The following is a 27,000-nucleotide window of genomic DNA, read 5'->3' as shown; positions in this document are numbered from 1 at the left end:
TGTCCGACATGGCCGACCCTTCCAGCTACCGCCCCAAGCCGGGACAGATCCCCGACGCCCCGGGGGTCTACAAATTCCGCGACGAGCACCGCCGGGTGATCTACGTCGGGAAGGCCAAGAGCCTGCGCCAGCGCCTGGCCAACTACTTCCAGGACCTGGCCGGGCTCCACCCGCGCACCCGCTCCATGGTGACGACGGCCGCCTCCGTCGAGTGGACCGTGGTGACGAACGAGGTCGAGGCGCTCCAGCTGGAGTACACCTGGATCAAGGAGTTCGACCCCCGGTTCAACGTCAAGTACCGCGACGACAAGAGCTATCCGTACCTCGCGGTGACGATGAACGAGCAGTTCCCGCGCGTGCAGGTGATGCGCGGCGCCAAGAAGAAGGGCGTGCGCTACTTCGGGCCCTACGGCCACGCGTGGGCGATCCGCGACACCGTAGACCTCCTCCTGCGCGCCTTCCCGGTCCGCACGTGCTCCGCGGGCGTGTTCAAGAACGCCGCCCGCACCGGCCGCCCCTGCCTCCTCGGCTACATCGGCAAGTGCTCGGCGCCCTGTGTGGAGCGCGTCACGGCCGACGCCCACCGTGAACTCGCCGAGGACTTCTGCGACTTCATGGCGGGCCGCACGGGCACGTATATCCGCCGCCTGGAGCGGCAGATGGCGGACGCCGCCGAGGAGATGGAGTACGAGCGGGCGGCCCGCCTGCGCGACGACATCGAAGCCCTGAGGAAGGCGATGGAGAAGAGCGCCGTCGTCCTCGCGGACGCCACGGACGCCGACCTCATCGCCCTCGCCGAGGACGAGCTGGAAGCCGCCGTGCAGATCTTCCACGTCCGCGGCGGCCGCGTGCGCGGACAGCGCGGCTGGGTCACCGACAAGGTCGAGGCGGTCACCAGCGGCGACCTCGTCGAGCACGCCCTCCAGCAGCTGTACGGCGAGGAGAGCGGCGACGCCGTGCCCAAGGAAGTGCTCGTCCCCGCGCTGCCCGACCCCATAGAACCGGTCCAGGAGTGGCTGACCGAGCGCCGCGGCGCGGGCGTCTCCCTGCGCATCCCGCAGCGCGGCGACAAGAAGGCCCTCATGGAGACCGTCGCGCGGAACGCGCAGCAGTCCCTCGTCCTGCACAAGACCAAGCGCGCCTCCGACCTCACCACGCGCTCGCGCGCCCTGGAGGAGATCGCCGCCGCCCTGGAGCTGGACAGCGTCCCCCTGCGCGTGGAGTGCTACGACATCTCGCACCTCCAGGGCGACGACGTCGTGGCGTCGATGGTCGTCTTCGAGGACGGCCTCGCCAGGAAGAGCGAGTACCGCCGCTTCCAGATCAAGGGCTTCGAGGGCCAGGACGACGTCCGCTCCATGCACGAGGTGATCACCCGCCGCTTCAAGCGGTACCTCGCCGAGAAGGAGAAGTCGGGGGAGTGGGTCGACGAGGAGACCGGCGAGATCGCCGACCTCGGACCCACCGAGGAGGACGGCCGCCCCAAGCGGTTCGCGTACCCGCCGCAGCTCGTCGTGGTCGACGGCGGCCAGCCGCAGGTCGCGGCCGCCAAGCGGGCCCTCGACGAGCTCGGCATCGACGACATCGCCGTCTGCGGCCTCGCCAAGCGCCTGGAGGAGGTCTGGGTCCCCGACGAGGACGACCCGGTGATCCTGCCGCGCACCAGCGAGGGTCTCTACCTCCTCCAGCGGGTGCGTGACGAAGCCCACCGCTTCGCCATCACCTACCAGCGCAACAAGCGGTCCAAGCGCTTCCGCGCCGGGCCGCTGGACGCCGTGCCGGGCCTGGGCGAGGCCCGCAAGCAGACGCTGATCAAGCACTTCGGTTCGGTGAAGAAGCTCCGATCCGCGACAATCGACCAGATCTGCGAGGTCCCGGGAGTGGGCCGCAAGACGGCCGAGGCCGTCCTCGCGACCCTCGCCGGGGCGGTTCCCGCCGGCCCCGCCGTGAACACGGCGACCGGAGAGATCATGGAAGAGGAGGAGCCCGTGACCGCGGGCACCTCGGAAGAACGACGGGGGCAGGACACATGAGCGAGCACGACGAAGGTGAAGAGCAAGTGAGTGCGAGCACGCCCATCGAGACGCCGGGACTCCCCGACGCCGCGATCCCCGAGCTGGTGATCATCTCCGGGATGTCCGGCGCCGGACGCAGCACGGCGGCCAAGTGCCTGGAGGACCTCGGCTGGTTCGTCGTCGACAACCTGCCGCCCGCGCTGATCCCCACCATGGTGGAGCTCGGCGCCCGCTCGCAGGGCAACGTCGCCCGCATCGCGGTCGTCGTCGACGTGCGTGGCAGGCGCTTCTTCGACAACCTCCGCGAGTCCCTCGCCGAGCTGGAGTCGAAGAACGTCACGCGGCGCATCGTCTTCCTGGAGTCCTCGGACGAGGCCCTGGTCCGCCGCTTCGAGTCGGTCCGCCGCCCGCACCCGCTTCAGGGCGACGGCCGCATCGTCGACGGCATCGCGGCCGAGCGCGACCTCCTGCGCGAGCTGCGCGGCGACGCCGACCTGGTCATCGACACCTCCAGCCTGAACGTGCACGAGCTGCGCGCCAAGATGGACGCCTCGTTCGCGGGCGAGGAGGAGCCCGAGCTGCGGGCCACCGTCATGTCCTTCGGCTTCAAGTACGGCCTGCCGGTCGACGCCGACCTCGTCGTGGACATGCGCTTTCTGCCCAACCCGCACTGGGTCCCCGAGCTGCGCCAGTTCACCGGCCAGAACGAGGAGGTCGCCGCGTACGTCTTCAACCAGCCCGGCGCCAAGGAGTTCCTCGACCGGTACGCCGAACTGCTCCAGCTCATCGCCGGGGGCTACCGCCGCGAGGGCAAGCGGTACGTGACGATCGCCGTCGGCTGCACGGGCGGCAAGCACCGCTCCGTCGCCATGTCCGAGAAGCTCGCGGCGCGCCTGGCGTCCGAGGGCGTGGAGACCGTCCTCGTCCACCGGGACATGGGGCGCGAGTGAAACCGACCCGCCGGACCGTCCGCCTGAGCCGACTGGGCCGCAAGCGGGGCACCCAGCCGAAGGTGGTCGCGCTCGGCGGGGGCATGGGCCTGTCCGCCTCGCTCGCCGCGCTGCGCCGCATCACCGGAGCCGGAGACCTCACCGCCGTCGTCACCGTCGCCGACGACGGCGGCTCCAGCGGCCGCCTGCGCGACGAGCTCGGCGTGCTGCCACCCGGTGACCTGCGCAAGGCCCTCGCCGCGCTCTGCGGCGACGACGACTGGGGCCAGACGTGGTCCCGGGTCATCCAGCACCGCTTCCAGTCCAAGGGCGACCTGCACGAGCACGCGGTCGGCAATCTGCTGATCGTCGCCCTGTGGGAGCAGCTCGGCGACCATGTGCAGGCCCTGGACCTGGTCGGCCGCCTGCTCGGCGCGCAGGGCCGCGTCCTGCCCATGTCGGCCGTGCCGCTGGAGCTCCAGGCCCTCGTCAGGGGCCACGACCCGGACCGGCCCGACGACGTGGACACGGTGCGCGGGCAGGCCACCGTCGCACTCACGCCCGGCGAGGTCCAGTCCGTGCACGTCGTCCCGCACGACCCGCCGGCCGTCCCCGAGGCGGTCGCCGCCGTCCTCGACGCGGACTGGGTGGTGCTCGGTCCTGGCTCCTGGTTCTCCTCGGTGATCCCGCACCTCCTCGTGCCGGAACTGCTCGACGCGCTGACCGCCACGAAGGCCCGTAAGGTCCTCTCGCTCAACCTCGCCCCGCAACCGGGAGAAACCGAAGGGTTCTCTCCGCAGCGTCATTTGGAGGTTTTGGCCCGACACGCCCCTAAACTCGCCCTGGACGTGGTGCTGGCCGACGAGGCCGCCGTGCCCGACCGTGAATCGCTCACCGATGCCGCCAAGCGGCTCGGCGCCACGGTCGAGCTGGCGCCGGTGGCCCGGCCCGACGGGACTCCGAGGCACGACCCGGAGCTCCTGGCAGCCGCGTACGACCGTATTTTTCGGATGCATGGAAGGATCGGCCCATGGCGATGACGGCAGCGGTGAAGGACGAGATCTCCCGGCTCCCCGTCACCCGGACCTGCTGCAGAAAAGCAGAGGTCTCGGCGATCCTGCGGTTCGCGGGCGGCCTTCACCTGGTGAGCGGCCGCATCGTGATCGAGGCGGAGCTGGACACCGCGATGGCCGCCCGGCGGCTCAAGCGGGACATTTTGGAGATCTTCGGGCACAGCTCGGAGCTGATCGTGATGGCGCCCGGCGGCCTGCGGCGCGGCTCGCGTTACGTCGTCCGGGTGGTCGCGGGCGGCGATCAGCTGGCCCGCCAGACGGGCCTCGTGGACGGCCGCGGCCGCCCCATCCGGGGCCTGCCGCCGCAGGTGGTCTCGGGGGCCACCTGCGACGCCGAGGCGGCCTGGCGCGGGGCGTTCCTCGCGCACGGCTCGCTCACCGAGCCCGGCCGCTCCTCCTCCCTGGAGGTGACCTGCCCGGGCCCGGAGGCCGCGCTCGCACTGGTCGGTGCCGCGCGCAGGCTACAGATCGCGAGCAAGGCCCGCGAGGTGCGGGGCGTGGACCGCGTGGTCGTCCGCGACGGGGACGCGATCGGCGCGCTCCTCACCCGCCTCGGGGCGCACGAGTCGGTCCTCGCCTGGGAGGAGCGGCGGATGCGGCGCGAGGTGCGCGCCACCGCCAACCGCCTGGCCAACTTCGACGACGCGAACCTGCGCCGCTCGGCCCGCGCGGCCGTCGCCGCCGGCGCCCGGGTGCAGCGCGCCCTGGAGATCCTCGCCGACGAGGTCCCGGAGCACCTCGCGGCCGCCGGGCGCCTGCGCATGGAGCACAAGCAGGCCTCCCTGGAGGAGCTGGGGGCGCTCGCCGACCCGCCGCTGACCAAGGACGCCGTCGCGGGCCGCATCCGTCGGCTGCTGGCCATGGCCGACAAGCGGGCCCAGGACCTGGGCATTCCGGGCACGGAGTCCAACCTCACCGAGGAGATCGCGGACAACATGCTCGCGGAGAACATGGCGGTCTGACGCCCGTCGCGTACGTCTCCCGCGTGTCCTGAGCCGCTGGTGCCCCACCGGGCACCAGCGGCTTTCGCATGCCCGCCCCGCGCTCCTTCACCCACCGTATTGACATGATCATGCACTGTCACGAGCCTGGCATCCCGCACATGTGTGCCGGACAACCGCAAGGGGGGCTCATGAGACGAAGAGCGAGCGCGAGATCGGTTCTCGCCGCGAGCGCACTGCTCGTCGGCGGACTTGTCACCGCCCCGCACGCCCGGGCCGAGGGGCCCGCGAAGGCCCCGGCCGCCGACGACCCGGCAGCCGTCAGTGTCTACCAGGCCGAAGTCACCAAGAAGCAGATCCCGATCCTCGTCGAGGCGGGCCAGGACGCCCACGAACTCGCGGGACAGGCGCCCGAGCGCGGCACCGGCCGCGTCGAGCTGTATCTGACGCAGCGCCAGGCGAAGGCCATCGAGCGCAAGGGCATCGAGCTCAGCGAACACAAGGTGTCGGCGGCGGCGCAGAAGCGGATCGAGGCCGCGGGCGACGGTGTCTACCGGCCGTACAGCGGAAAGGGCGGTCTCCAGGAGGAGATCGTCAGGACCGGGCAGGCCCACCCCGGCCTCACCAAGGTCGTCTCCATCGGCAAGAGCCTCCAGGGCAAGGACATCCTCGCCCTGAAGCTCTCCAAGAACGCCAAGAAATCCAAGGACGGCTCCAAGCCGTCCACGCTCTACCTGTCCAACCAGCACGCGCGCGAGTGGATCACCCCCGAGATGACCCGCCGCCTGATGCACCACTACCTGGACAACTACGGCAAGGACAAGCGCATCACCGAGCTCGTGAACTCCACCGAGCTGTGGTTCGTGCTCTCCGCCAACCCCGACGGCTACGACTACACGCACGCCGCCGACGGCAACCGCCTGTGGCGCAAGAACCTCCGCGACATCAACGGCGACGGCAAGATCGCCCCGGGCGACGGCGTCGACCTCAACCGCAACTTCGCCTACAAGTGGGGCTACGACAACGAGGGCTCGTCCCCGGAGCCGTCCTCCGAGACCTACCGCGGCACGGGCCCGATGTCCGAGCCGGAGACGAAGGCGCTCGACCGCTTCCAAAAGCGCATCGGCTTCACGTACGGCATCAACTACCACTCCGCGGCCGAACTCATCCTCTACGGAGTGGGCTGGCAGGTCGCCACGCCCACCCCGGACGACGTGCTCTACAGGTCCCTGGCCGGCACGCCCGAGAAGCCCGCGATCGCCGGCTACCACCCGCAGGTCGCCTCCGAGCTCTACACCACCAACGGCGAGGCCGACGGGCACGCGGGCAACATCAACGGCATCCCGATGTTCACCCCGGAGATGTCCACCTGCCAGACCGCGTCGAGCGTCGACCCGAACGACGCCTGGCGGCCCGAGGACTGCGCGTCCATCTTCACCTTCCCGGACGACGAGAAGCTGATCCAGCAGGAGTTCGCCAAGAACGTCCCCTTCGCGCTCGCCGTCGCCGAGACGGCGCTCCACCCCGACCAGCCGGTCTCCGTCACCGGCATCGAGGCCCCCGACTTCACCCCCGACGCCTTCACCACGTCGTACGCGCGGGGCGGGGACCAGGAAGTCGCCGTCACCGCCCGCAAGTCCGTGCGCGACAAGGAGCTCAAGTACCGCGTCAACGGCGGCCGTACGCACGAGGAGGACCTGCGCGCCTGGAAGGGCGGCGAGACCTACGGCGGCGAGGACAACCTCCACTTCGACGAGTACCGCGCCGAGATCGAGGACACACGCGCGGGCGACAAGGTCGAGGTGTGGTTCACCGGCCGCAACAAGAAGGGCCGCTCCGAGAGCAAGCACTTCACCTACACCGTCGCCGAACGCCCCAGGGCGAACACGCTCGTCGTGGCCGAGGAGGGCGCGAGCGCCACCCAGACCCAGAAGTACGTCGACGCGATCAAGGCCAACGGCCGCTCCGCCGCTGTCTGGGACGTCGCGAAACAAGGCGTCCCGCACCCGCTCGGCGTCCTGTCGCACTTCTCCGCGGTCGTGCACTACACCGGCGACCCGGTGCCCGGCGCCCCCACCCAGCTCGCCCTGCGCGACTACCTGAACGAGGGCGGCAAGCTCATCGAGTCCGGTGAGCGGGCCGGCGGCGACGTCGACCTCGGCGAAGCCCTCACCGACGACTTCGCGCAGTACTACCTCGGCGCCTACGAACGCCTCTCCGCACCCGGCGCCACCAGCTTCAGGGGCAGCGGCGCCCTCGACGGAGTGAGCACCCCGCTCGCCGCCGCCGAGGCCAACCCGCTCGACAAGGCGGGCCGCTTCACCGTCACCTCCGACAGCCTGCCGCCCGAGAAGTTCCCGCAGTTCAGAAGCGCGGCAGCGGGTTCCTACCCCGGCCTCAGCAACCCGTACGCGCCCTTCGCGGGCCAGGGCATGGCCGCGGCCACCCACGCCGACCAGGACTGGAAGCGGCTGACCCGCACCATCGACCTGACCGGCGTCACGGCCGCCGACCGGCCCGAGCTGCGGTTCGCGCTCAACTGGAACCTGGAGCCCGGCTACGACCACGGGCTGCTCGAAGCCCACACCGCGGGCGCCGACGACTGGACCACGCTGCCCGACAGGAACGGCAACACGTCCACCACCGTCCCCGCCGAGTGCGCGGCAGGCTTCTTCGTCAACGGGCACCCGTTCCTGCGCCACTACCTGACCGTGGGCGCCGACGCCTGCACGGCCTCCGGCACCACCGGCTCCTGGAACAGCTTCACCGGCTCCTCCGGCGGCTGGAAACCCGTCGCCTTCGACCTCGGCGCCTACGCGGGCAAGAAGGTCGAGGTGGCGCTCAGCTCGGTCACCGACCCCTCCACCGGAGGCCGCGGCCTCTTCGCCGACAACGCCCAGATCGTCGTCAACGGCAACGCCACGGAGACCGAGGGCTTCGAATCCTCGCTCGGCTCCTGGAGCGCCGCGCCACCCCCGGCCGGCAGCCCCAATATCACAGGTGACTGGGCGCGGACCGGCGAGCTCTACCGGTCCTTCGCGGCGGTCACAGCGCGTGACAGCGTGCTGCTCGGCTTCGGGTTCGAGCACGTGCCCGGAAAGGCCGAGAGGGCCGCTCTTATGGGCGCCTCCCTGGCACATCTGCGCAGCTGACAGTGCGTAATCGGGACCAAGGTCCCGGTGGCCCGTACCCCTACTGCGGGGTACGGGCCTTTGTGTCGCCAACGGCCCCTCTCGATGTCACCTCAGAGGCTTCAGAGAGGTAGGGTCGGAGGCGGTCGGGGACATCCCATACAACTCGCCGGCGTCTAAAACCGGCGTACCAACGAGGAGATCGGTTTCGTGACGATCCGCGTAGGCATCAACGGCTTTGGCCGCATCGGTCGCAACTACTTCCGCGCACTGCTCGAGCAGGGTGCGGACATCGAAGTCGTGGCTGTCAACGACCTGGGTGACACCGCGACCACGGCCCACCTGCTGAAGTACGACACCATCCTGGGCCGCCTCAAGGCCGAGGTGTCGCACACCGAGGACACCATCACGGTCGACGGCCACACCATCAAGGTGCTGTCCGAGCGCAACCCCGCCGACATCCCGTGGGGCGAGCTGAACGTCGACATCGTGATCGAGTCGACCGGCATCTTCACCAAGAAGGCCGACGCCGAGAAGCACATCGCCGGTGGCGCGAAGAAGGTCCTCATCTCGGCTCCGGCCAAGGACGAGGACATCACCATCGTGATGGGCGTCAACCAGGACAAGTACGACGCGGCCAACCACCACGTCATCTCCAACGCCTCCTGCACCACCAACTGCGTGGCGCCGATGGCCAAGGTTCTCGACGAGAACTTCGGCATCGTCAAGGGCCTGATGACGACCGTGCACGCGTACACCAACGACCAGCGCATCCTGGACTTCCCGCACAAGGACCTGCGCCGCGCCCGCGCCGCCGCCGAGAACATCATCCCGACCACCACCGGTGCCGCCAAGGCCACCGCGCTGGTCCTGCCGCAGCTCAAGGGCAAGCTCGACGGCATCGCGATGCGCGTCCCGGTCCCGACCGGCTCGGCCACCGACCTGGTCGTCGAGGTCTCCCGCGAGGTCACGAAGGACGAGGTCAACGCCGCGTTCAAGAAGGCTGCCGACGACGGCGACCTGAAGGGCTACCTCTTCTACACCGAGGACCCGATCGTGTCGTCCGACATCGTCAGCGACCCGGCCTCCTGCACCTTCGACTCGTCGATGACGATGGTGCAGGACGGCAAGTCGGTGAAGATCCTCGGCTGGTACGACAACGAGTGGGGTTACTCCAACCGTCTGGTCGACCTCACGGTCTTCGTCGGCGGTCAGCTCTGACCATCAGAGCAGGCAACCAGATGTGAGCACAGGGTCCGGACCGCGCAACGCCGCGCGCTCCGGGCCCTGTTGCGCGTCCGCCCTTCCAAGGAGTCCAGTAGTGAAGACGATCGACGAACTTCTCGCCGACGGGGTCGAAGGCAAGCGGGTCTTCGTCCGCGCCGACCTCAATGTGCCGCTCGCCGACGGCACCATCACCGACGACGGCCGCATCCGCGCCGTCCTGCCGACCGTCAAGGCCCTCGCCGACGCGGGCGCCAAGGTCGTCGTGGCCTCGCACCTGGGCCGCCCCAAGGGCGCCCCGGACCCGGCCTTCTCGCTGCTGTCGGCCGCCGAGCGGCTCGGTGAACTCCTGGGCGCGCCCGTCGCGTTCGCGCAGGACACCGTCGGCCCCGCCGCGCACGACGCGGTCAACGGGCTCCAGCCCGGCCAGGTCGCCGTCGTCGAGAACCTCCGCTTCAACGCCGGCGAGACGTCCAAGGACGACGCCGAGCGCGGCGAGTTCGCCGATCAGCTGGCCGCCCTCGCCGATGTCTACGTGGGTGACGGCTTCGGCGCCGTGCACCGCAAGCACGCGTCGGTCTACGACCTGCCGGCGAAGCTCCCGCACTACGCGGGGTACCTGATCGCCACCGAGGTCGGCGTCCTCAAGAAGCTCACCGAGGACGTGAAGCGCCCGTACACCGTCATCCTCGGCGGCGCCAAGGTCTCCGACAAGCTCGCCGTCATCGACGAGCTGCTCGGCAAGGCCGACCGGCTCCTCATCGGCGGCGGCATGGCGTACACCTTCCTCAAGGCCAAGGGGTACGAGGTCGGCATCTCCCTCCTCCAGGAGGACCAGATCCCGACCGTCACGGAGTACATGGAGCGCGCCGAGAAGAACGGCGTCGAGCTCGTCCTCCCCGTCGACGTGCTGGTCTCCACGGACTTCCCCGACCTGAAGACGAAGGCCCCCGCGGACTTCGAGACCGTCGACGCGGACAAGATCCCCTCGGACAAGGAGGGCCTGGACATCGGCCCCAAGAGCCGTGAGCTCTTCGCCGAGAAGATCGCCGACGCCGAGACCGTCTTCTGGAACGGCCCGGTCGGCGTCGCCGAGCACCCGGACTACGCGAACGGCACCGCCGCCATCGCCCGGGCCCTGCTCAACTGCGACGGCTTCACGGTGGTGGGCGGCGGCGACTCCGCCGCGGCTGTCCGTAACCTGGGCTTCGACGAAACCGCATTCGGCCACATCTCGACCGGCGGCGGCGCCTCCCTCGAATACCTTGAGGGCAAGACGCTCCCCGGCCTCGCCGCACTGGAGAACTGACACCTGATGACTACGCGTACCCCGCTGATGGCGGGCAACTGGAAGATGAACCTCAACCACCTCGAGGCCATCGCCCACGTCCAGAAGCTCGCCTTCGCCCTGGCGGACAAGGACTACGAGGCCTGCGAGGTCGCCGTCCTGCCGCCCTTCACCGACCTGCGCTCGGTGCAGACCCTCGTCGACGGCGACAAGCTCAAGATCAAGTACGGCGCCCAGGACATCTCGGCGCAGGACTCCGGTGCCTACACCGGCGAGATCTCGGGCCCGATGCTGGCCAAGCTGAAGTGCACCTACGTCGCCGTGGGCCACTCCGAGCGCCGCCAGTACCACAACGAGACCGACGAGATCTGCAACGCCAAGGTGAAGGCCGCCTTCAAGCACGGCCTGACCCCGATCCTCTGCGTCGGCGAGGGCCTGGACATCCGCAAGGCCGGCCAGCAGGTCCAGTACACGCTGAACCAGCTCGACGGCGGCCTGAAGGACATCCCGGCCGAGCAGGCCGAGACCATCGTCATCGCCTACGAGCCGGTCTGGGCCATCGGCACCGGCGAGGTCGCGACCCCCGAGGACGCGCAGGAGGTGTGCGGCGCGATCCGCGGCCGCCTCGCCGAGCTGTACTCCCAGGAGCTCGCCGACAAGGTCCGCATCCAGTACGGCGGCTCCGTCAAGGCGAAGAACGTCGCCGACATCATGGCGCAGCCCGACGTGGACGGCGCGCTGGTGGGCGGCGCCGCGCTGGACCCGGACGAGTTCGTCAAGATCGTTCGCTTCGGCGACCAGTGAGTATGCGCTAGCGGCGTTACGTCGTACCCTGACGGGGGCCGAAGCCTGCCTTCGGCCCCCGTCGTCGTTTCAGATCCGAGGAAGTTGGTCCAGCCGTGGTTATGGGGTTCTCGATCGCCCTGATCGTCTTCAGCCTGCTGATGATGCTGCTGGTGCTGATGCACAAGGGCAAGGGCGGCGGTCTCTCCGACATGTTCGGTGGCGGCATGCAGTCGTCCGTCGGCGGCTCCTCCGTCGCGGAGCGCAACCTCGACCGCATCACGGTCGTGGTCGGTCTGCTCTGGTTCGCCTGCATTGTCGCGCTCGGCCTGCTGATGAAGGCGAACAACTAGCGCCGCCCGCTGCCCGCTTGTCCGGTGCAGCCCAGCGTGCGCGGCTTATCATGGGGCTTGCGTCCGGGGGAGGGGTGTAACTCCCAACACTGGACGCGCGTTGGGCCTTACGTAAACTGAGGCGCCCGCAGCAGCACCATCACGCAGGGAGTTACGACCGTGGCAAGTGGCAACGCGATCCGAGGAAGTCGGGTCGGGGCGGGGCCGATGGGCGAGGCCGAGCGCGGTGAGTCCGCGCCGCGTGCGCGCATCTCCTTCTGGTGCTCCAACGGGCACGAGACTCAGCCGAGCTTCGCCAGCGACGCGCAGATCCCCGACACGTGGGACTGTCCCCGCTGCGGCTTCCCGGCAGGTCAGGACCGGGACAACCCGCCGGACCCGCCGCGCACCGAGCCGTACAAGACGCACCTGGCGTATGTGCGGGAGCGGCGCAGCGACGCCGACGGCGAGGCCATCCTCGCGGAAGCGCTCGCCAAACTGCGGGGCGAGATCTAGCACTTGAGAGCCGGCCGGGCACCGAGAGGTGTCCGGCCGGCTTCTTTCTCCCGGCACGTGTGCGGACAGACAGTTTCGGACATCTCATCCCGCTCTCTGATCGATTAGGTTGGAGGATGCAGCGGGGCACATGGACGTACGCGCGTACGAGAGAAGGCTGAAGTCCGAGATGAACGCAGAAAGCCGCGCCAGGCTCGATCAGACTCCCGAATGGACGGCGCTCGCCGAGCACCGTGAGCGGCTGGGGGAGGTGCAGCTGCGTGAACTGTTCGCCGCGGACCCGGCGCGCGGCACGGCGTACACCCTTCAGGTCGGCGACCTGCACATCGACTATTCCAAGCACCTCGTCACCGCCGAGACGCTGACGCTGCTGCGCGAGCTCGCCGCCGCGACCGACGTCTTCGGCCTGCGGGACGCCATGTTCCGCGGCGAGAAGATCAATACCACCGAGGACCGCGCCGTCCTGCACACGGCGCTGCGCGCCCCGCGGGACGCCGTCATCGAGGTCGACGGCGAGAACGTGGTGCCCGCCGTGCACGCCGTCCTCGACAAGATGAGCTCCTTCTCGGAGAAGGTCCGCTCCGGCGAGTGGACCGGGCACACCGGCAAGCGCATCAAGAACGTCGTCAACATCGGCATCGGCGGCTCCGACCTCGGCCCCGCGATGGCGTACGAGGCGCTGCGCTCCTTCACCGACCGCGACCTCACGGTCCGCTTCGTGTCGAACGTGGACGGCGCCGACCTGCACGAGGCCGTGCGGGACCTGGACGCCGCCGAGACGCTGTTCATCATCGCCTCGAAGACGTTCACGACCATCGAGACGATCACCAACGCCACCTCGGCGCGGGACTGGCTGCTCACCGAGCTGAAGGCCGGTCAGGAAGCCGTCGCCAAGCACTTCGTGGCCCTGTCGACCAACGCCGAGAAGGTGTCGGAGTTCGGCATCGACACGGCCAACATGTTCGAGTTCTGGGACTGGGTCGGCGGCCGCTACTCGTACGACTCCGCGATCGGCCTCTCCCTGATGATCGCCATCGGGCCCGACCGCTTCCGCGAGATGCTCGACGGCTTCCACCTCGTCGACGAGCACTTCCGCACCGCGCCCGCCGAGTCCAACGTGCCGCTCCTGATGGGCCTGTTGGGCATCTGGTACGGCAACTTCCACGACGCGCAGTCGCACGCCGTGCTGCCGTACTCGCACTACCTCTCCAAGTTCACCGCGTACCTCCAGCAGCTGGACATGGAGTCCAACGGCAAGTACGTCGGCCGGGACGGCAAGGAGGTCGACTGGCAGACGGGCCCGGTCGTCTGGGGCACCCCCGGCACCAACGGCCAGCACGCCTACTACCAACTCATCCACCAGGGCACCAAGTTGATCCCGGCGGACTTCATCGGCTTCGCCGAGCCGGTCGCCGACCTGCTGCCCGGCCTGGTCGCCCAGCACGACCTGCTGATGGCCAACTTCTTCGCGCAGACCCAGGCGCTGGCGTTCGGCAAGACGCCCGACGAGGTCCGCGCCGAGGGCGTCGCGGAGGAGCTGGTCCCGCACAAGACGTTCAAGGGCAACCACCCGACGACGACGATCCTCGCCAAGGAGCTGACCCCCTCGGTCCTCGGCCAGCTCATCGCGCTCTACGAGCACAAGGTCTTCGTCCAGGGCGCCGTCTGGAACATCGACTCCTTCGACCAGTGGGGCGTCGAGCTCGGCAAGGTCCTCGCCAAGCGCGTCGAGCCCGCGCTGACCGAGGGCGCGGAGGTGCCGGACCTGGACGGGTCGACGACGGCGCTGGTCGCCAAGTACCGCGATCTGCGCGGGCGTTGAGCCCTCCCGGGCGTTAATCGGATGCGGGTGCCTCTTCCGGCGGGTGACACTGCTTCGGCTCTGTCACCCGCCGGGAGGGAACCCCGTCATGGACCAGCTGCTCGCCGCGCTCGCCGACCCCGACAGACTCAGGCTGTACGCGCGGATCGTCCTCGACGACCTGCCGCCGGGCGAGGCCGACTCCGCCGTCGCCCGCAGGCGCCTGGCACGCCTGCTCGCCAGTGGACTCGTGGAGCGGCTGCCCGACGGGTCGCTGCGGGCCGACCCGGCCGTCTTCCGGCGCTCGCCGCTGCCCGTGGACACCCATCCCGCCGTCCCGCGCCGGCTCACCGGCTTCTTCGCGCACGGCCGCCTCACGGCCATTCCCGTGCGCCCCGTCGTGCGCCACGAACTCCTCGTCCATCTCACGGACACCCTGTTCGACGCCGACCGGGTCTACAGCGAACGCGAGATCAACGACGCGTTCCGCACCGTCCACGACGACACCGCGGCGCTGCGCAGGTACTGCGTCACCGACGGCCTCCTCGTCCGCGACCAGGACGGCAGCAGCTACCGCCGCGTCCTCGCCGACGCCTGAGGGCCCCGCACCGGGTGGTGCGGGGCCCTCATCGCGTACGACCGTCGGGTCGCTACGCCACGGCCGGCGGATACAGCTCCGGCGGGAGCTGCGCGGCCGCCGCGGCGTCGAGGAGCCACAGCGTGCGCGAGCGGCCGTGGGCGCCGGCCGCCGGGGCCTGCACCTCGCCGGCGCCGGACAGGGCGATCGCCGCGGCGTTCGCCTTGTCCTCGCCCGCCGCGAGCAGCCACACCTCGCGGGCCGCCCGGATCGCCGGGAGCGTGAGCGTGATCCGGGTCGGCGGGGGCTTCGGCGCGCCGTGCACGCCGACCACCGAGCGCTCCGTCTCCCGCACCGCGGGGAGCTCGGGGAAGAGCGACGCGACATGCGTGTCCGGGCCGACGCCGAGCATCAGGACGTCGAAGGACGGCACGGGGCCGTGGTCCTCCGGGCCCGCGGCGGCGGCCAGTTCGGCCGCGTAGTGCTCCGCCGCCGCGTCCACCTCGAACGGACCGTCCGAGGCGGGCATCGGGTGCACCCGGGCCGGGTTGACCGGCACCGAGTCGAGCAGCGCCTCCTTGGCCTGGGTGTAGTTGCGCTCCGGGTCGCCGTCCGGCAGGAACCGCTCGTCGCCCCACCACAGGTCGAGCCGCGACCAGTCGACCGCGTCCTTCGCCGGGGACGCGCCCAGCGCGGCCAGGAGGCCGTTGCCGTTGCGGCCGCCGGTGAGGACCACCGACGCGGATCCGCGGGCGGCCTGCGCGTCGACGATCTTCGTGATGAGGCGGGCCGCCGCGGCCTGCGCCATCAGCTCCTTGTCGCGGTGGACGACGAGCTGCGGGGCCGCGCTCACTTCGCGGCCGCCTTCTTGGCCGCGGCCTTCTTCGCCGGTGCCTTCTTCGGCTCGGCGGGCGCCGCGGCGCCACCGGACTCCCTGGCCTCCTCGGCCGTCTCCGTCACCGGCTCCGAGGACGTCGCCGCCAGCCGGTCCACGCCGTACTTCAGCGCGGAGGCGTAGGTGTCGTCCGGGTCGAGGCGCCGCAGCTCCTCGGCGATCAGCTCGGCCGTCTCGCGGCGCTTGAGCGCCACCGCGCGGTTGGGCTGGCCCTCGATGTGCAGGGTGGCGAGCGAGCCGTCAGCCCGGTCGAGCACGATGGGGCCGCAGTCGGTCTCCATGCGCACACCGGTCAGGCCGGGGCCGGGCGAGAGCGCCCGCTTCACCGGCACGTCGAGCCGGTCCGCGAGCCACATGGCGAGCAGCTCGCAGCTCGGGTTGAACTCCTCGCCGTCGACCTGCACCGACTTCACCTTGCAGGCGATCTGGTCCAGGGCGGCCGCGAGCATCGAGCGCCAGGGGGTGATGCGCGTCCAGGACAGGTCCGTGTCGCCGGGGTGGTAAGCCGCGGCGCGGGCGGTCAGCTCCTCGATGGGGTGCTCGGCCGCGTAGGTGTCCGTGACGCGCCGCTGGGCGAGGGCGCCGAGCGGGTCGTTGGCCGGGTCCAGCGGGGCGTTCACCGGCCACCAGACGACCACGGGGGCGTCGGGCAGCAGCAGCGGGAGCACCACCGACTGGGCGTGGTCGATGACCTCGCCGTACAGCCGCAGGACCACCGTCTCGCCGGTGCCCGCCTCCACGCCGACCCGCACCTCGGCGTCGAGGCGCGAGGTGGTGCGGTCGCGGGGCGAGCGCGCGGCCCGCTTGATGACCACGAGCGTGCGCGAGGGGTGCTCGCGCGACGCGTCGTTGGCGGCCTTCAGGGAGTCGTAGGCGTTCTCCTCGTCGGTGACGATGACGAGGGTCAGGACCATGCCGACGGCCGGGGTGCCGATCGCCCTGCGGCCCTGCACGAGCGCCTTGTTGATCTTGCTGGACGTGGTGTCCGTAAGGTCGATCTTCATGGCCGACGCCAGCTCCGTCCGTCTCGTGCGAGCATTTCGTCCGCCTCGGTCGGGCCCCAGGTGCCGGCCGGGTACTGCGCGGGCTTGCCGTGCTTGTCCCAGTACTCCTCGATCGGGTCGAGGATGTTCCAGGAGAGCTCGACCTCCTCCGTGCGCGGGAAGAGGTTGGCGTCGCCGAGCAGGACGTCGAGGATCAGGCGCTCGTACGCCTCGGGGCTGGACTCGGTGAAGGACTCGCCGTACGCGAAGTCCATCGACACGTCCCGGATCTCCATGGAGGTGCCGGGCACCTTCGAGCCGAACCGGACCGTGATGCCCTCGTCCGGCTGGACGCGGATGACGATCGCGTTCTGCCCGAGCTCCTCGGTGGCGGTGTGGTCGAAGGGGGAGTGGGGAGCGCGCTGGAAGACCACCGCGATCTCCGTCACCCGGCGGCCGAGCCGCTTGCCGGTGCGCAGGTAGAAGGGGACGCCCGCCCAGCGGCGGTTGTCCACCTCCAGCTTGATCGCGGCGTACGTGTCGGTCTTCGACTTGGGGTCGATGCCGTCTTCCTGGAGGTAGCCGACGGCCTTCTCGCCGCCCTGCCACCCCGCGGCGTACTGCCCGCGGACCGTGTTCCTGCCGAGGTCCTTCGGCAGCCGGACGGCGCCGAGGACCTTCGCCTTCTCGGCGACCAGCGCGTCCGCGTCGAAGGAGGCGGGCTCCTCCATCGCGGTGAGCGCCATCAGCTGGAGCAGGTGGTTCTGGATGACGTCGCGGGCGGCGCCGATGCCGTCGTAGTAGCCGGCGCGGCCGCCGATGCCGATGTCCTCGGCCATCGTGATCTGGACGTGGTCCACGTACGACCGGTTCCAGATCGGCTCGAACATCTGGTTGGCGAAGCGCAGCGCCAGGATGTTCTGGACGGTCTCCTTGCCGAGGTAGTGGTCGATCCGGAACACCTGGTCCGGGGCGAACACCTCGTGCACGATCGCGTTCAGCTCCTGGGCCGACGCGAGGTCGTGGCCGAACGGCTTCTCGATGACCGCGCGGCGCCAGCAGCCCTCGGGCGCGTCCGCGAGCTCGTGCTTCTTGAGCTGCTGGACGACCTGCGGGAAGAACTTCGGGGGCACGGAGAGGTAGAAGGCGAAGTTGCCGCCCGTCCCCTGCGCCTTGTCGAGCTCCTGGATGGTGGCCTTGAGCTGCTCGAAGGCGGCGTCGTCGTCGAAGTTGCCCTGGACGAAGCGCATGCCCTGGATGAGCTGCTGCCAGACCTCCTCGCGGAACGGCGTGCGGGAGTGCTCCTTGACCGCGTCGTGGACGACCTGGGCGAAGTCCTCGTCCTCCCAGTCGCGGCGGGCGAAACCAATGAGGGAAAAGCCCGGCGGCAACAGGCCTCGATTGGCGAGGTCGTAGACAGCAGGCATCAGCTTTTTACGGGACAAATCGCCCGTGACGCCGAAAATGACCAGGCCCGACGGCCCCGCGATACGCGGGAGCCGTCGGTCTGCGGCGTCACGCAGCGGATTGCTGCTTGACAAAGTGGGTCAGCCCTTCGCGGGAGCGAGGCGCTTGAGCTCGGCCTCAGTCGACTTGAGCAGGTCGGTCCAGGACGCCTCGAACTTCTCGACGCCCTCGTCCTCGAGCAGCTGCACGACCTCGTCGTACGAGATGCCGAGCTTCTCCACGGCGGCGATCTCGGCGCGAGCCTGGTCGTAGGTGCCCGCGATGGTGTTGCCGGTGATCTGCCCGTGGTCGCCGGTGGCTTCCAGGGTCGCCTCGGGCATGGTGTTCACCGTGTTGGGCGCGACGAGCTCGTCGACGTACAGGGTGTCCTTGTACGCCGGGTCCTTGACGCCGGTCGAGGCCCACAGCGGACGCTGCTTGTTGGCCTGCGCCTTGTCGAGGGCGGCCCAGCGGTCGGAGGAGAAGACCTCCTCGTACGCCTCGTAGGCCAGGCGGGCGTTGGCGAGCGCGGCCTTGCCCTTGAGGGACTTGGCCTCGTCCGTGCCGATGCCGTCCAGGCGCTTGTCGATCTCGGTGTCCACGCGGGACACGAAGAAGGACGCCACGGAGTGGATCTTGGACAGGTCCAGGCCGCGCTCCTTGGCCTTCTCCAGGCCGGCGAGGTAGGCGTCCATGACCATGCGGTAGCGCTCGAGCGAGAAGATCAGCGTGACGTTGACGCTGATGCCGAGGCCGATGACCTCGGTGATCGCCGGGATGCCCGCCTTGGTGGCCGGGATCTTGATGAGCGCGTTCGGGCGGTCCACCAGCCAGGCGAGCTGCTTGGCCTCGGCCGTCGTGGCCTTGGTGTTGTGCGCCAGGCGCGGGTCGACCTCGATGGACACGCGGCCGTCCTGGCCGCCCGTCGCGTCGAAGACCGGACGCAGGATGTCGGCGGCGTCGCGGACGTCCGCCGTCGTGATCATCCGGATGGCTTCCTCGACGGTGACCTCGCGGGCGGCGAGGTCCGAGAGCTGCTGGTCGTAACCGTCGCCCTGCGAGATGGCCTTCTGGAAGATCGAGGGGTTGGTGGTGACGCCCACGACGTGCTGCTGGTCGATCAGTTCGGCGAGGTTGCCGGACGTGATCCGCTTGCGCGACAGGTCGTCCAGCCAGATCGCGACGCCTTCTTCTGAAAGGCGCTTGAGTGCGTCTGTCATGGAATTACATCTCCTACTTGGTCGTATATGGGCGTCAGCGCTGAGCGGCGGCGATCGATTCCCGCGCCGCCTGCGCCACCGCGTCGGCGGTGAAACCGAACTCGCGGAACAGCACCTTGGCGTCCGCCGAGGCGCCGAAGTGCTCCAGCGAGACGATGCGGCCCGCGTCGCCCACGAAGCGGTGCCAGGTCAGGCCTACGCCCGCCTCGACCGCCACGCGCGCCTTCACCGACGGCGGCAGCACGCTGTCGCGGTACCCCTGGTCCTGCTCCTCGAACCACTCGACCGACGGCATCGAGACGACGCGCGTCGGGACACCCGCGGCCTGCAACTGCTCGCGCGCCTCGACGGCGAGCTGGACCTCGGAGCCGGTGCCGATGAGCACGACCTCGGGCGAGCCGCCCTCGGCCTCGAAGAGGACGTAGCCGCCCTTGGCGGCGTCCTCGTTGCGCTCGTACGTCGGCACGCCCTGGCGGGTCAGCGCGAGGCCGTGCGGGGCGCCCTTGCCGAACTCCTTGGTGTAGCGCTTGAGGATCTCGCGCCAGGCGACGGCGGTCTCGTTGGCGTCGGCCGGGCGCACGATGTTCAGGCCCGGGATGGCACGCAGCGAGGCCAGGTGCTCGACCGGCTGGTGGGTCGGGCCGTCCTCGCCGAGGCCGATGGAGTCGTGCGTCCACACGTACGTCACCGGCAGGTGCATCAGCGCGGACAGGCGCACGGCGTTGCGCATGTAGTCGGAGAACACCAGGAAGGTGCCGCCGTAGATGCGGGTGTTGCCGTGCAGCGCGATGCCGTTCATCTCCGCGGCCATGGAGTGCTCGCGGATGCCGTAGTGGATCGTGCGGCCGTACGGGTCGGCGCCCGGCAGCGGGTTGCCCGTGGGCAGGAACGACGACGTCTTGTCGATCGTCGTGTTGTTCGAGCCCGCGAGGTCGGCGGAGCCGCCCCACAGCTCGGGGATGACGGCGCCGAGCGCCTGGAGGACCTTGCCGGAGGCGGCGCGCGTGGCGACGGCCTTGCCGGTCTCGAACTCCGGGAGCTTCTCCTCCCAGCCCTCGGGCAGCTCGCCCTTGGCGACGCGGTCGAACTCGGCGGCGCGCTCGGAGTTGGCGGTGCGCCAGGCGGCGAAGCCCTTCTCCCACTCGGCCTTGGCGTCACGGCCGCGGTCGAGCGCCTTGCGGGTGTGCGCGAGGACCTCGTCGGAGACCTCGAAGGTCTGCTCGGGGTCGAAGCCGAGGACGCGCTTGGTGGCGGCCACTTCCTCGTCGCCGAGCGCCGAGCCGTGGGCGGCCTCGGTGTTCTGCGCGTTCGGGGCGGGCCAGGCGATGATCGAGCGCATCGCGATGAAGGAGGGGCGCTCGGTCTCGGCCTTGGCGGCCTGGATCGCGGCGTAGAGGGCGGCGGGGTCGAGGTCGCCGTTCTCCTTGGGCGCCACGCGCTGGACGTGCCAGCCGTACGCCTCGTACCGCTTGAGGGTGTCCTCGGAGACCGCGGTCTCGGTGTCGCCCTCGATCGAGATGTGGTTGTCGTCCCACAGCAGGATCAGGTTGCCGAGCTTCTGGTGCCCGGCCAGCGACGAGGCCTCGCCGGAGATGCCCTCCTGGAGGCAGCCGTCACCGGCGATGGCGTAGATGAAGTGGTCGAACGGGGACGAGCCGTCGGCCGCCTCCGGGTCGAAAAGGCCGCGCTCGTAGCGGGCGGCCATCGCCATGCCCACGGCGTTGGCGACGCCCTGGCCCAGCGGGCCCGTGGTCGTCTCCACGCCCACCGTGTGGCCGTACTCCGGGTGGCCGGGGGTCTTCGAGCCCCAGGTGCGGAAGGCCTTCAGGTCGTCCAGCTCCAGGCCGAAGCCGGCCAGGTAGAGCTGGATGTAGAGGGTCAGGGACGAGTGGCCCGCAGAGAGGACGAACCGGTCGCGGCCGGTCCAGTCGGCGTCCGCCGGGTCGTGGCGCATCACCTTCTGGAAGAGGGTGTACGCGGCGGGCGCGAGGCTCATGGCCGTACCGGGATGGCCGTTGCCGACCTTCTGTACGGAATCCATGGCCAGGACGCGGGCGGTGTCAACGGCCCGCTGGTCCAGTTCGGTCCACTCGAGGTCTGTGGTGGTCGGCTTGGTGCTCACCCTGAGTCAGGGCTCCTCTCCACATGTCGAATGCCGGCGGCGTAGATCCCACCGGCCGCTGTCGAGCCTACCGCTGCTAGAACGCTCATTTTTTCGAGTCATTCCAGATTGCAGTGACATGCGAGGGTCCGCCTGTCGAAAGGAAAGCGGGGCCATTCCCCAAGTGAATATGGGCTCGCTCATATGTCCGCTCAAAAGGCCACCGGTATCGCCCGTTTGTCCGCTCAATGAACGCCCCGTTCCGCTCATGTGACGCACCGGCGCGCCAGGGGTGCCGTCGGGCCCGTCGTCCAACACGACCCGACCCCCGCGAAGAGCGGGGTATGGGCAACGTCTACAGTGGCGTGGTACGCGCGGGCCTTTACCGGATCTTCATGTCTGAAGGTGCTGGTCGGCCTGCTGGGATGTCTCTGTCAGGGGTGTGCGTGACGGCCGTTGAATCCCGTCCAGCGGGGGTTTCCGGGACGGACCTTAGCCCGAGCCATCGGCCGTTCGGGGCTCGTGTCAAGGCGTTCGTGGCGCTGACCAAGCCGCGGATCATCGAGCTTCTGCTCATCACCACCGTTCCGGTGATGTTCCTCGCCGAGCAAGGAGTGCCCGACCTCTGGCTGGTCTTCGTGACCTGCCTCGGCGGCTACCTCTCCGCGGGGGGCGCCAACGCGCTCAACATGTACATCGACCGCGACATCGACGCGCTCATGGACCGCACGTCGCAGCGGCCCCTGGTCACCGGCATGGTCAGCCCGCGCGAGTGCCTCGTCTTCGGCATCACCCTCGCGGTCGTCTCCACCCTGCTGTTCGGCTTCGCCGTCAACTGGCTCTCCGCCTGGCTCTCGCTCGGTGCCCTGCTCTTCTACGTGGTCGTCTACACGATGATCCTGAAGCGCCGCACCTCGCAGAACATCGTCTGGGGCGGCATCGCGGGCTGCCTGCCGGTCCTCATCGGCTGGTCCTCGGTCACCAACTCCATGTCGTGGGCGCCGGTCGTCCTCTTCCTCGTCATGTTCTTCTGGACGCCGCCGCACTACTGGCCGCTCTCCATGAAGGTCAAGGACGACTACGCGCGCGTGGGCGTGCCGATGCTGCCGGTCATCGCCTCCAACAAGGTGGTCGCCCGCCAGATCGTGCTCTACTCCTGGGTGATGGTCGCCGTCTCCCTGCTGCTCCAGCCGCTCGGCTACACCGGCTGGTTCTACACCGCGGTCGCGCTGGTCACCGGCGGCTTCTGGCTGTGGGAGGCGCACGGGCTCCAGAGCCGCGCCAAGGCCGAGGTCACGGGCGGCAAGCTCAAGGAGATGCGGCTCTTCCACTGGTCGATCACGTACGTCTCGCTGCTCTTCGTGGCCGTGGCGGTGGACCCCTTCCTGCGCTAGTCAACCGGGCTACCCGTCGGTAGCATCCTGGTCATGGCAGACACGCAGCAGGTGGACGACAGCAAGCAGGCCGCTCGCGCCGAGCGCAGGGCCGCCAGGCTCGCCAAGGAGATCGGCACCTTCGCGCAGGCGCACGGCGGGGCCGAGGGGCAGCTCGCGTACATCGGCCACGAGGGCACCCGGATCGTCCTCGTCGGCGGGGACGGCAACTGGGGCGACCTGGTGGCGCCCACCTACGCCGTCGCGCAGAGCGCGGTGGAGAAGGCCGGAATCACCGTCCACGAGGAGTTCGACGGGGAATTCGCCGCGAAGGTGAAGACCGGCCCCTACGAATGGACACGAATGGCGGGCATCCAGCTCGGCGGCCCGAAGAACGACTGACCGGTCGTTGCGCCCGCCGAGCGCGAGACCGGCCGAAAGCAACACCTGACACCCGGGTCACCCGTTAGGACCGTAGGAGCACGGTCCACCCCTCGGGAGCCCGGATGATCGAAACGCCGTCCCTGGTGGACCAGTACTGCCATGGCGTCCTCCGCACGGAGCTGGGCCTCGGCACCTTCGAGGCCCACCTCGGCCGGGGCGGGGGACCGCCCGCCCCCGGCACCACCTTCTTCGACACCCAGACCGGCTTCGCGGTGCGCCGCTGGTGCCCGCCGCTCCTCGGCCTCGAACCGCACTGCCCGCCGGCCCGCTATCTCGCCCGCCGCCGCGAACTGGGCGTACTGGAAACGGGCCGGCGGCTGCTCCGGGGCAGCGGCATCACCACCTATCTCGTCGACACGGGGCTGCCGGGCGATCTGACCGGGCCCGGCGAGATGGCCTCCACCGGCGACGCCGACGCGCGCGAGATCGTCCGCCTGGAGTTACTGGCCGAGCAGGTCGCCGACACCTCGGGCACCGCCGACTCGTTCCTCGCCAATCTCGCCGAGTCCGTCCACGCCGCCGCCGCGGGAGCCGTCGCCTTCACCTCCGTCGCGGGCGTACGGCAGCCGCTCGCGCTCGCCGCGGCGCCGCCCGGGCCCGGCGAGGTGCGGGGCGCGGTGGAGCGCTGGCTCGCTGGGCGGCAGGTGGGCGGGGCGCTCACCGACCCCGTGCTGCTGCGGCACCTGCTGTGGATCGCGGTGGCCTCGGGCCGGCCGCTGCAACTCCACGCGGGCGCCGGGGACCCGCAGACGTACTTCGGGGACTTCGCGCGCGCCACCGCGGGCCTCGGCACCGACCTGGTGCTGCTGCACGGCTATCCGTACCACCGCAGTGCCGCGCATCTCGCGGCCGTCTACCCGCACGTGTACGCCGACCTCGGCCCCGCGCTCGTGCGCACCGGGGCGCGCGCGGCGGCCGTGCTCGCCGAGATCCTGGAGCTCGCGCCCTTCGGGAAGCTGCTGTTCTCCAGCGGCGCCCACGGACTCCCCGAACTGCACGTCGTCGGGGCGCACCTGTTCAGGGAGGCCCTTGGACGGGTGCTCGGCACCTGGGTCGCCGAGGGCGCCTGGTCGCTCGCCGACGCGCAGCGCGTGGCCGGGCTGATCGCCGCGGGCAACGCCCGGCGGGTGTACGGCCTCTCAGACGGCCGAGAGGCGTGAGTCCTCCACCTGGGAGGGCACGTCGGCCGTCGTGAGCGGCCGCTCCCGCAGCGAGAGCAGCACCCGCATCACGGCGATCCACACCAGGCAGGAGCCGAACATGTGCAGGCCGACCAGGAGCTCGGGCAGGTCCGTGAAGTACTGGACGTAACCGATCGCGCCCTGGGCGAGGAGGATCAGGAAGAGGTCGCGGGTGCGGGCCAGCGGGCCGCGCGGCGCGTCGACCGCCTTCAGGACGAACCAGAGGGCGAACGTCAGCGTCACCACGATCCAGGCGAGGACCGCGTGCAGCTTGCTCACGGCCTCCCAGTCGAAGCCCATCCGCGGCACCTCGCTGGAGTCGCCCGCGTGCGGCCCGGAGCCCGTCACGATCGTGCCCACGGCGATCAGCACCGCACAGGCCGCGACCAGGGACCACACGAGCTGCACCACGGCCTTGCCGACCAGCGGACGCGGCTCGTCGTCGCCCTCGCGGGTCCGCTGCCACATGATGATGGCGACGGCGATCAGCGCCGAGGAGAGCAGGAAGTGCGCCGCGACCGTCCACGGGTTCAGGCCGACGAGGACCACGATGCCGCCGAGGACGGCGTTGCCCATCACCAGCCAGAACTGCGCCCAGCCGAGCAGGGTGAGGCTGCGCCGCATCGGCTTCTGGGAGCGCGCCGTGATGATCGCCCAGCCGACGGCCGCGCACAGCACGTACGTCAGCAGGCGGTTGCCGAACTCGATGTAGCCGTGGAAGCCCATCTCGTGGGTCGCGGTCAGCGAGTCGTCCGTGCACTTGGGCCAGGTGGGGCAGCCGAGGCCCGAGCCGGTCAGCCGGACGGCGCCGCCCGTCACCACGATGACCACCGTCATGACGAGGGAGATCAGGGCCGCCCGCTGGACGGTCCGCTGGGTGGGGGTCCAGCGCTCGGCGATGAAGGCGAGCGGGTTCCGCACGGCTTGAGCGATGTCGGCTCGGGTCACGTTTGGCACGCGCACCATCGTAGGGGGCCGCTTGTGCATGTCTTCACGAGGGGGAGGCGCACACGGGATGTGCGTCGCAGGTCACTCCCCGGGTGCGTCGCAGGTCACTCCCAGCGGAAGAATTTCGCCGCCGCGCCGAGCCCGAGCACCGCCCACACCGCGAGGATCCCTAGGTCGCCCCACGGCAGGCCAGCGCCGTGCTGGAGCACGTCGCGCAGCCCGTCGGAGAGCGCCGAGATGGGCAGCAGGCCGAGCACCGTCTGGGCCGCGTCGGGGAACTTGTCGAGCGGGACGATCACGCCGCCGCCCATGAGGAGGAGCAGGAAGACGAGGTTCGCGGCGGCGAGCGTCGCCTCCGCCTTGAGCGTGCCCGCCATCAGCAGGCCGAGACCCGAGAAGGCGGTGGTGCCGAGCACCAGGAGGAGCAGCACGGAGACGGGGTTGCCGTGCGGCGACCAGCCGAGCGCGAACGCGACGCCCGTGAGCAGCACGATCTGAAGGACCTCCGTGACCAGTACGGAGAGGGTCTTGGCCGCCATCAGGCCCCAACGGGGGAGCGGCGAGGCGCCGAGCCGCTTGAGCACGCCGTAGCGCCGCTCGAAGCCGGTCGCGATGGCCTGCCCGGTGAACGCCGTCGACATCACGGCGAGCGCGAGGATGCCCGGCGCGAGGAAGTCCACGGCCTCGCCATCGCCGGTGTCGACGATGTCGACCGCGCTGAAGAGGACGAGCAGGAGGGTCGGGATGACGACGGTGAGGAGCAGCTGCTCGCCGTTGCGCAGCAGCATCTTCGTCTCCAGGGCCGCCTGCGCCGCGATCATGCGGGACAGCGGGGCGGCGCCCGGCTTCGGCGTGTACGTTCCGGCGGCGCTCATCCGCGCAGCTCCTTACCGGTCAGTTCCAGGAAGACGTCTTCGAGGGTGTGGCGTTCGACGGAGATCTTGTCCGGCATGACGCCGTGCTGGGCGCACCAGGAGGTGACGGTGGCGAGCAGCTGGGGGTCGACCGTGCCGCTGACGCGGTAGGAGCCGGGGGTGAGTTCGGCGGCGGCCGAGTCCGGTGGGAGTGCCTTCAGCAGCGAGGCGACGTCGAGGCCGGGGCGGCCGGTGAAGCGCAGGGTGTTCTCGGCGCCGCCGCGGCACAGCTCGTCGGGGCTGCCCTGGGCGATGACCCGGCCCGCGTCGATGATCGCGACGTCGTCGGAGAGCTCCTCGGCCTCGTCCATGTGGTGCGTGGTGAGGATGACGGAGACGCCGTCGCGGCGCAGGTCGCGGACGAGGTCCCAGGTGGCCCGGCGCGCCTGCGGGTCAAGGCCGGCGGTCGGCTCGTCGAGGAAGACGAGGTCCGGCCTGCCGACCACGGCCATGGCGAGCGCGAGGCGCTGCTGCTGGCCGCCGGAGAGGCGCCGGTAGGTGGTGCGGCCGCAGCTGCCGAGGCCGAGGCGTTCGATGAGGGCGTCCACGTCCAGCGGGTGCGCGTGCAATTTGGCCACGTGGCACAGCATTTCGTCGGCGCGGGCGCCGGAGTAGACGCCGCCGGACTGGAGCATCACGCCGATCCGGGGCCGCAGCGCGTCGGCCTGGCGGACGGGGTCGAGGCCGAGGACGCGGACGGAGCCGGAGTCCGGCTTCCGGTAGCCCTCGCAGGTCTCGATCGTGGTGGTCTTGCCCGCGCCGTTGGGGCCGAGGACGGCGGTGATGCCCGCCCCGGCCGTCAGGTCGAGACCGTCGACCGCGGTCTTGGTTCCGTACCGCTTGACCAGACGCTCGATCTGGAGGACGGGCTCGTTTCGCATGGTG

Annotated in this window: 23 protein-coding genes; 15 read left to right on the top strand and 8 right to left on the bottom strand. The window is 70.3% G+C overall.

From position 1 onward, the window contains the following. The first annotated feature begins 8 nt into the window (after window positions 1–8). The 12 genes from uvrC (at window position 9) to ACZ4Z4_RS18180 (ending at window position 14,631) form a co-directional block, all read left to right on the top strand. Window positions 9–2,033 carry an excinuclease ABC subunit UvrC gene (gene uvrC / locus ACZ4Z4_RS18235; RefSeq protein ID WP_468327987.1) on the top strand — a complete coding sequence of 675 codons (2,025 nt, stop codon included), beginning with the start codon at window positions 9–11 and terminating at the stop codon, window positions 2,031–2,033. Next, complete coding sequence (rapZ, locus tag ACZ4Z4_RS18230; protein ID WP_468327985.1) at window positions 2,030–2,965, top strand: RNase adapter RapZ; 936 nt, start codon at window positions 2,030–2,032, stop codon at window positions 2,963–2,965. Before uvrC ends, rapZ begins: the two co-directional genes overlap by 4 nt. Beyond that, window positions 2,962–3,984, top strand: a complete 1,023-nt coding sequence (locus tag ACZ4Z4_RS18225; RefSeq protein WP_362995493.1) for a gluconeogenesis factor YvcK family protein — start codon at window positions 2,962–2,964, stop codon at window positions 3,982–3,984. Before rapZ ends, ACZ4Z4_RS18225 begins: the two co-directional genes overlap by 4 nt. Next, complete coding sequence (whiA, locus tag ACZ4Z4_RS18220; protein ID WP_398307512.1) at window positions 3,975–4,979, top strand: DNA-binding protein WhiA; 1,005 nt, start codon at window positions 3,975–3,977, stop codon at window positions 4,977–4,979. Before ACZ4Z4_RS18225 ends, whiA begins: the two co-directional genes overlap by 10 nt. 170 nt (window positions 4,980–5,149) lie before the next feature. Further along, window positions 5,150–8,110 (top strand): M14 family metallopeptidase, encoded by a 2,961-nt coding sequence (locus tag ACZ4Z4_RS18215; RefSeq protein ID WP_468327983.1) that lies wholly within the window; start codon window positions 5,150–5,152, stop codon window positions 8,108–8,110. Between the two features lie 189 nt (window positions 8,111–8,299). Next, window positions 8,300–9,310, top strand: coding sequence for a type I glyceraldehyde-3-phosphate dehydrogenase (gap, locus tag ACZ4Z4_RS18210; protein WP_468327981.1), 1,011 nt, complete (start codon window positions 8,300–8,302; stop codon window positions 9,308–9,310). A 100-nt stretch (window positions 9,311–9,410) separates the two neighbouring features. Next, a complete protein-coding gene (locus ACZ4Z4_RS18205) occupies window positions 9,411–10,622 on the top strand; it encodes a phosphoglycerate kinase (RefSeq protein WP_468327979.1) in 1,212 nt (403 codons plus the stop codon). Between the two features lie 6 nt (window positions 10,623–10,628). After that, window positions 10,629–11,405 carry a triose-phosphate isomerase gene (gene tpiA / locus ACZ4Z4_RS18200; protein ID WP_468327977.1) on the top strand — a complete coding sequence of 259 codons (777 nt, stop codon included), beginning with the start codon at window positions 10,629–10,631 and terminating at the stop codon, window positions 11,403–11,405. Between the two features lie 101 nt (window positions 11,406–11,506). Further along, window positions 11,507–11,737, top strand: a complete 231-nt coding sequence (gene secG, locus ACZ4Z4_RS18195) for a preprotein translocase subunit SecG (RefSeq protein WP_055702100.1) — start codon at window positions 11,507–11,509, stop codon at window positions 11,735–11,737. A 159-nt stretch (window positions 11,738–11,896) separates the two neighbouring features. Then, on the top strand, window positions 11,897–12,232 hold the full coding sequence (locus ACZ4Z4_RS18190) for an RNA polymerase-binding protein RbpA (protein WP_329389108.1): 336 nt from the start codon (window positions 11,897–11,899) through the stop codon (window positions 12,230–12,232). Between the two features lie 169 nt (window positions 12,233–12,401). Beyond that, window positions 12,402–14,054, top strand: a complete 1,653-nt coding sequence (gene pgi, locus ACZ4Z4_RS18185; RefSeq protein WP_468327975.1) for a glucose-6-phosphate isomerase — start codon at window positions 12,402–12,404, stop codon at window positions 14,052–14,054. Between the two features lie 88 nt (window positions 14,055–14,142). Then, on the top strand, window positions 14,143–14,631 hold the full coding sequence (locus ACZ4Z4_RS18180) for a DUF2087 domain-containing protein (RefSeq protein ID WP_468327973.1): 489 nt from the start codon (window positions 14,143–14,145) through the stop codon (window positions 14,629–14,631). A 52-nt stretch (window positions 14,632–14,683) separates the two neighbouring features. Here the strand turns inward: ACZ4Z4_RS18180 and pgl are convergent, their stop codons facing one another. From pgl to tkt, 5 genes are read right to left on the bottom strand one after another with little or no spacing between them, the layout of a single operon-like run. Further along, window positions 14,684–15,418 (bottom strand): 6-phosphogluconolactonase, encoded by a 735-nt coding sequence (gene pgl, locus ACZ4Z4_RS18175; RefSeq protein ID WP_468328461.1) that lies wholly within the window; start codon window positions 15,416–15,418, stop codon window positions 14,684–14,686. A 41-nt stretch (window positions 15,419–15,459) separates the two neighbouring features. Then, on the bottom strand, window positions 15,460–16,509 hold the full coding sequence (gene opcA / locus ACZ4Z4_RS18170; RefSeq protein ID WP_468327971.1) for a glucose-6-phosphate dehydrogenase assembly protein OpcA: 1,050 nt from the start codon (window positions 16,507–16,509) through the stop codon (window positions 15,460–15,462). After that, on the bottom strand, window positions 16,506–18,029 hold the full coding sequence (gene zwf, locus ACZ4Z4_RS18165; RefSeq protein WP_468327969.1) for a glucose-6-phosphate dehydrogenase: 1,524 nt from the start codon (window positions 18,027–18,029) through the stop codon (window positions 16,506–16,508). The genes opcA and zwf overlap by 4 nt, the downstream gene beginning before the upstream one ends. Window positions 18,030–18,035: 6 nt before the next feature. Beyond that, on the bottom strand, window positions 18,036–19,154 hold the full coding sequence (gene tal / locus ACZ4Z4_RS18160; RefSeq protein ID WP_468327967.1) for a transaldolase: 1,119 nt from the start codon (window positions 19,152–19,154) through the stop codon (window positions 18,036–18,038). A gap of 34 nt (window positions 19,155–19,188) precedes the next feature. Continuing rightward, the gene (gene tkt, locus ACZ4Z4_RS18155) at window positions 19,189–21,276 is read right to left on the bottom strand and encodes a transketolase (protein ID WP_468327965.1); all 2,088 of its coding nucleotides are present in this window, start codon (window positions 21,274–21,276) and stop codon (window positions 19,189–19,191) included. A 419-nt stretch (window positions 21,277–21,695) separates the two neighbouring features. Between tkt and ACZ4Z4_RS18150 the strand changes: the two genes are divergently transcribed. The 3 genes from ACZ4Z4_RS18150 (at window position 21,696) to ACZ4Z4_RS18140 (ending at window position 24,232) form a co-directional block, all read left to right on the top strand. Continuing rightward, window positions 21,696–22,649 carry a heme o synthase gene (locus ACZ4Z4_RS18150; RefSeq protein WP_468328459.1) on the top strand — a complete coding sequence of 318 codons (954 nt, stop codon included), beginning with the start codon at window positions 21,696–21,698 and terminating at the stop codon, window positions 22,647–22,649. 33 nt (window positions 22,650–22,682) lie between these two features. Beyond that, on the top strand, window positions 22,683–23,030 hold the full coding sequence (locus ACZ4Z4_RS18145) for a hypothetical protein (RefSeq protein ID WP_468327963.1): 348 nt from the start codon (window positions 22,683–22,685) through the stop codon (window positions 23,028–23,030). Between the two features lie 104 nt (window positions 23,031–23,134). Further along, window positions 23,135–24,232 (top strand): amidohydrolase family protein, encoded by a 1,098-nt coding sequence (locus ACZ4Z4_RS18140; RefSeq protein WP_468327961.1) that lies wholly within the window; start codon window positions 23,135–23,137, stop codon window positions 24,230–24,232. Here ACZ4Z4_RS18140 and ACZ4Z4_RS18135 read toward each other — a convergent pair. The 3 genes from ACZ4Z4_RS18135 to ACZ4Z4_RS18125 all read right to left on the bottom strand — a co-directional run bounded on the left by ACZ4Z4_RS18135 (window position 24,212) and on the right by ACZ4Z4_RS18125 (window position 26,996). Then, window positions 24,212–25,240: a COX15/CtaA family protein gene (locus ACZ4Z4_RS18135; protein ID WP_468327959.1), complete on the bottom strand. Its 1,029-nt coding sequence runs from the start codon at window positions 25,238–25,240 to the stop codon at window positions 24,212–24,214. The two genes, ACZ4Z4_RS18140 and ACZ4Z4_RS18135, sit on opposite strands and share 21 nt — an antisense overlap. Window positions 25,241–25,305: 65 nt before the next feature. Continuing rightward, window positions 25,306–26,076 (bottom strand): ABC transporter permease, encoded by a 771-nt coding sequence (locus ACZ4Z4_RS18130; protein ID WP_468327957.1) that lies wholly within the window; start codon window positions 26,074–26,076, stop codon window positions 25,306–25,308. Continuing rightward, window positions 26,073–26,996: an ABC transporter ATP-binding protein gene (locus ACZ4Z4_RS18125; RefSeq protein WP_468327955.1), complete on the bottom strand. Its 924-nt coding sequence runs from the start codon at window positions 26,994–26,996 to the stop codon at window positions 26,073–26,075. The genes ACZ4Z4_RS18130 and ACZ4Z4_RS18125 overlap by 4 nt, the downstream gene beginning before the upstream one ends. Between the last annotated feature and the right edge of the window lie 4 nt (window positions 26,997–27,000).

The organism is Streptomyces sp. NPDC030245 (assembly GCF_055572995.1).
Note: the sequence above shows the minus strand (reverse complement) of the source record. Positions and strands in the feature narration are given on the sequence as shown.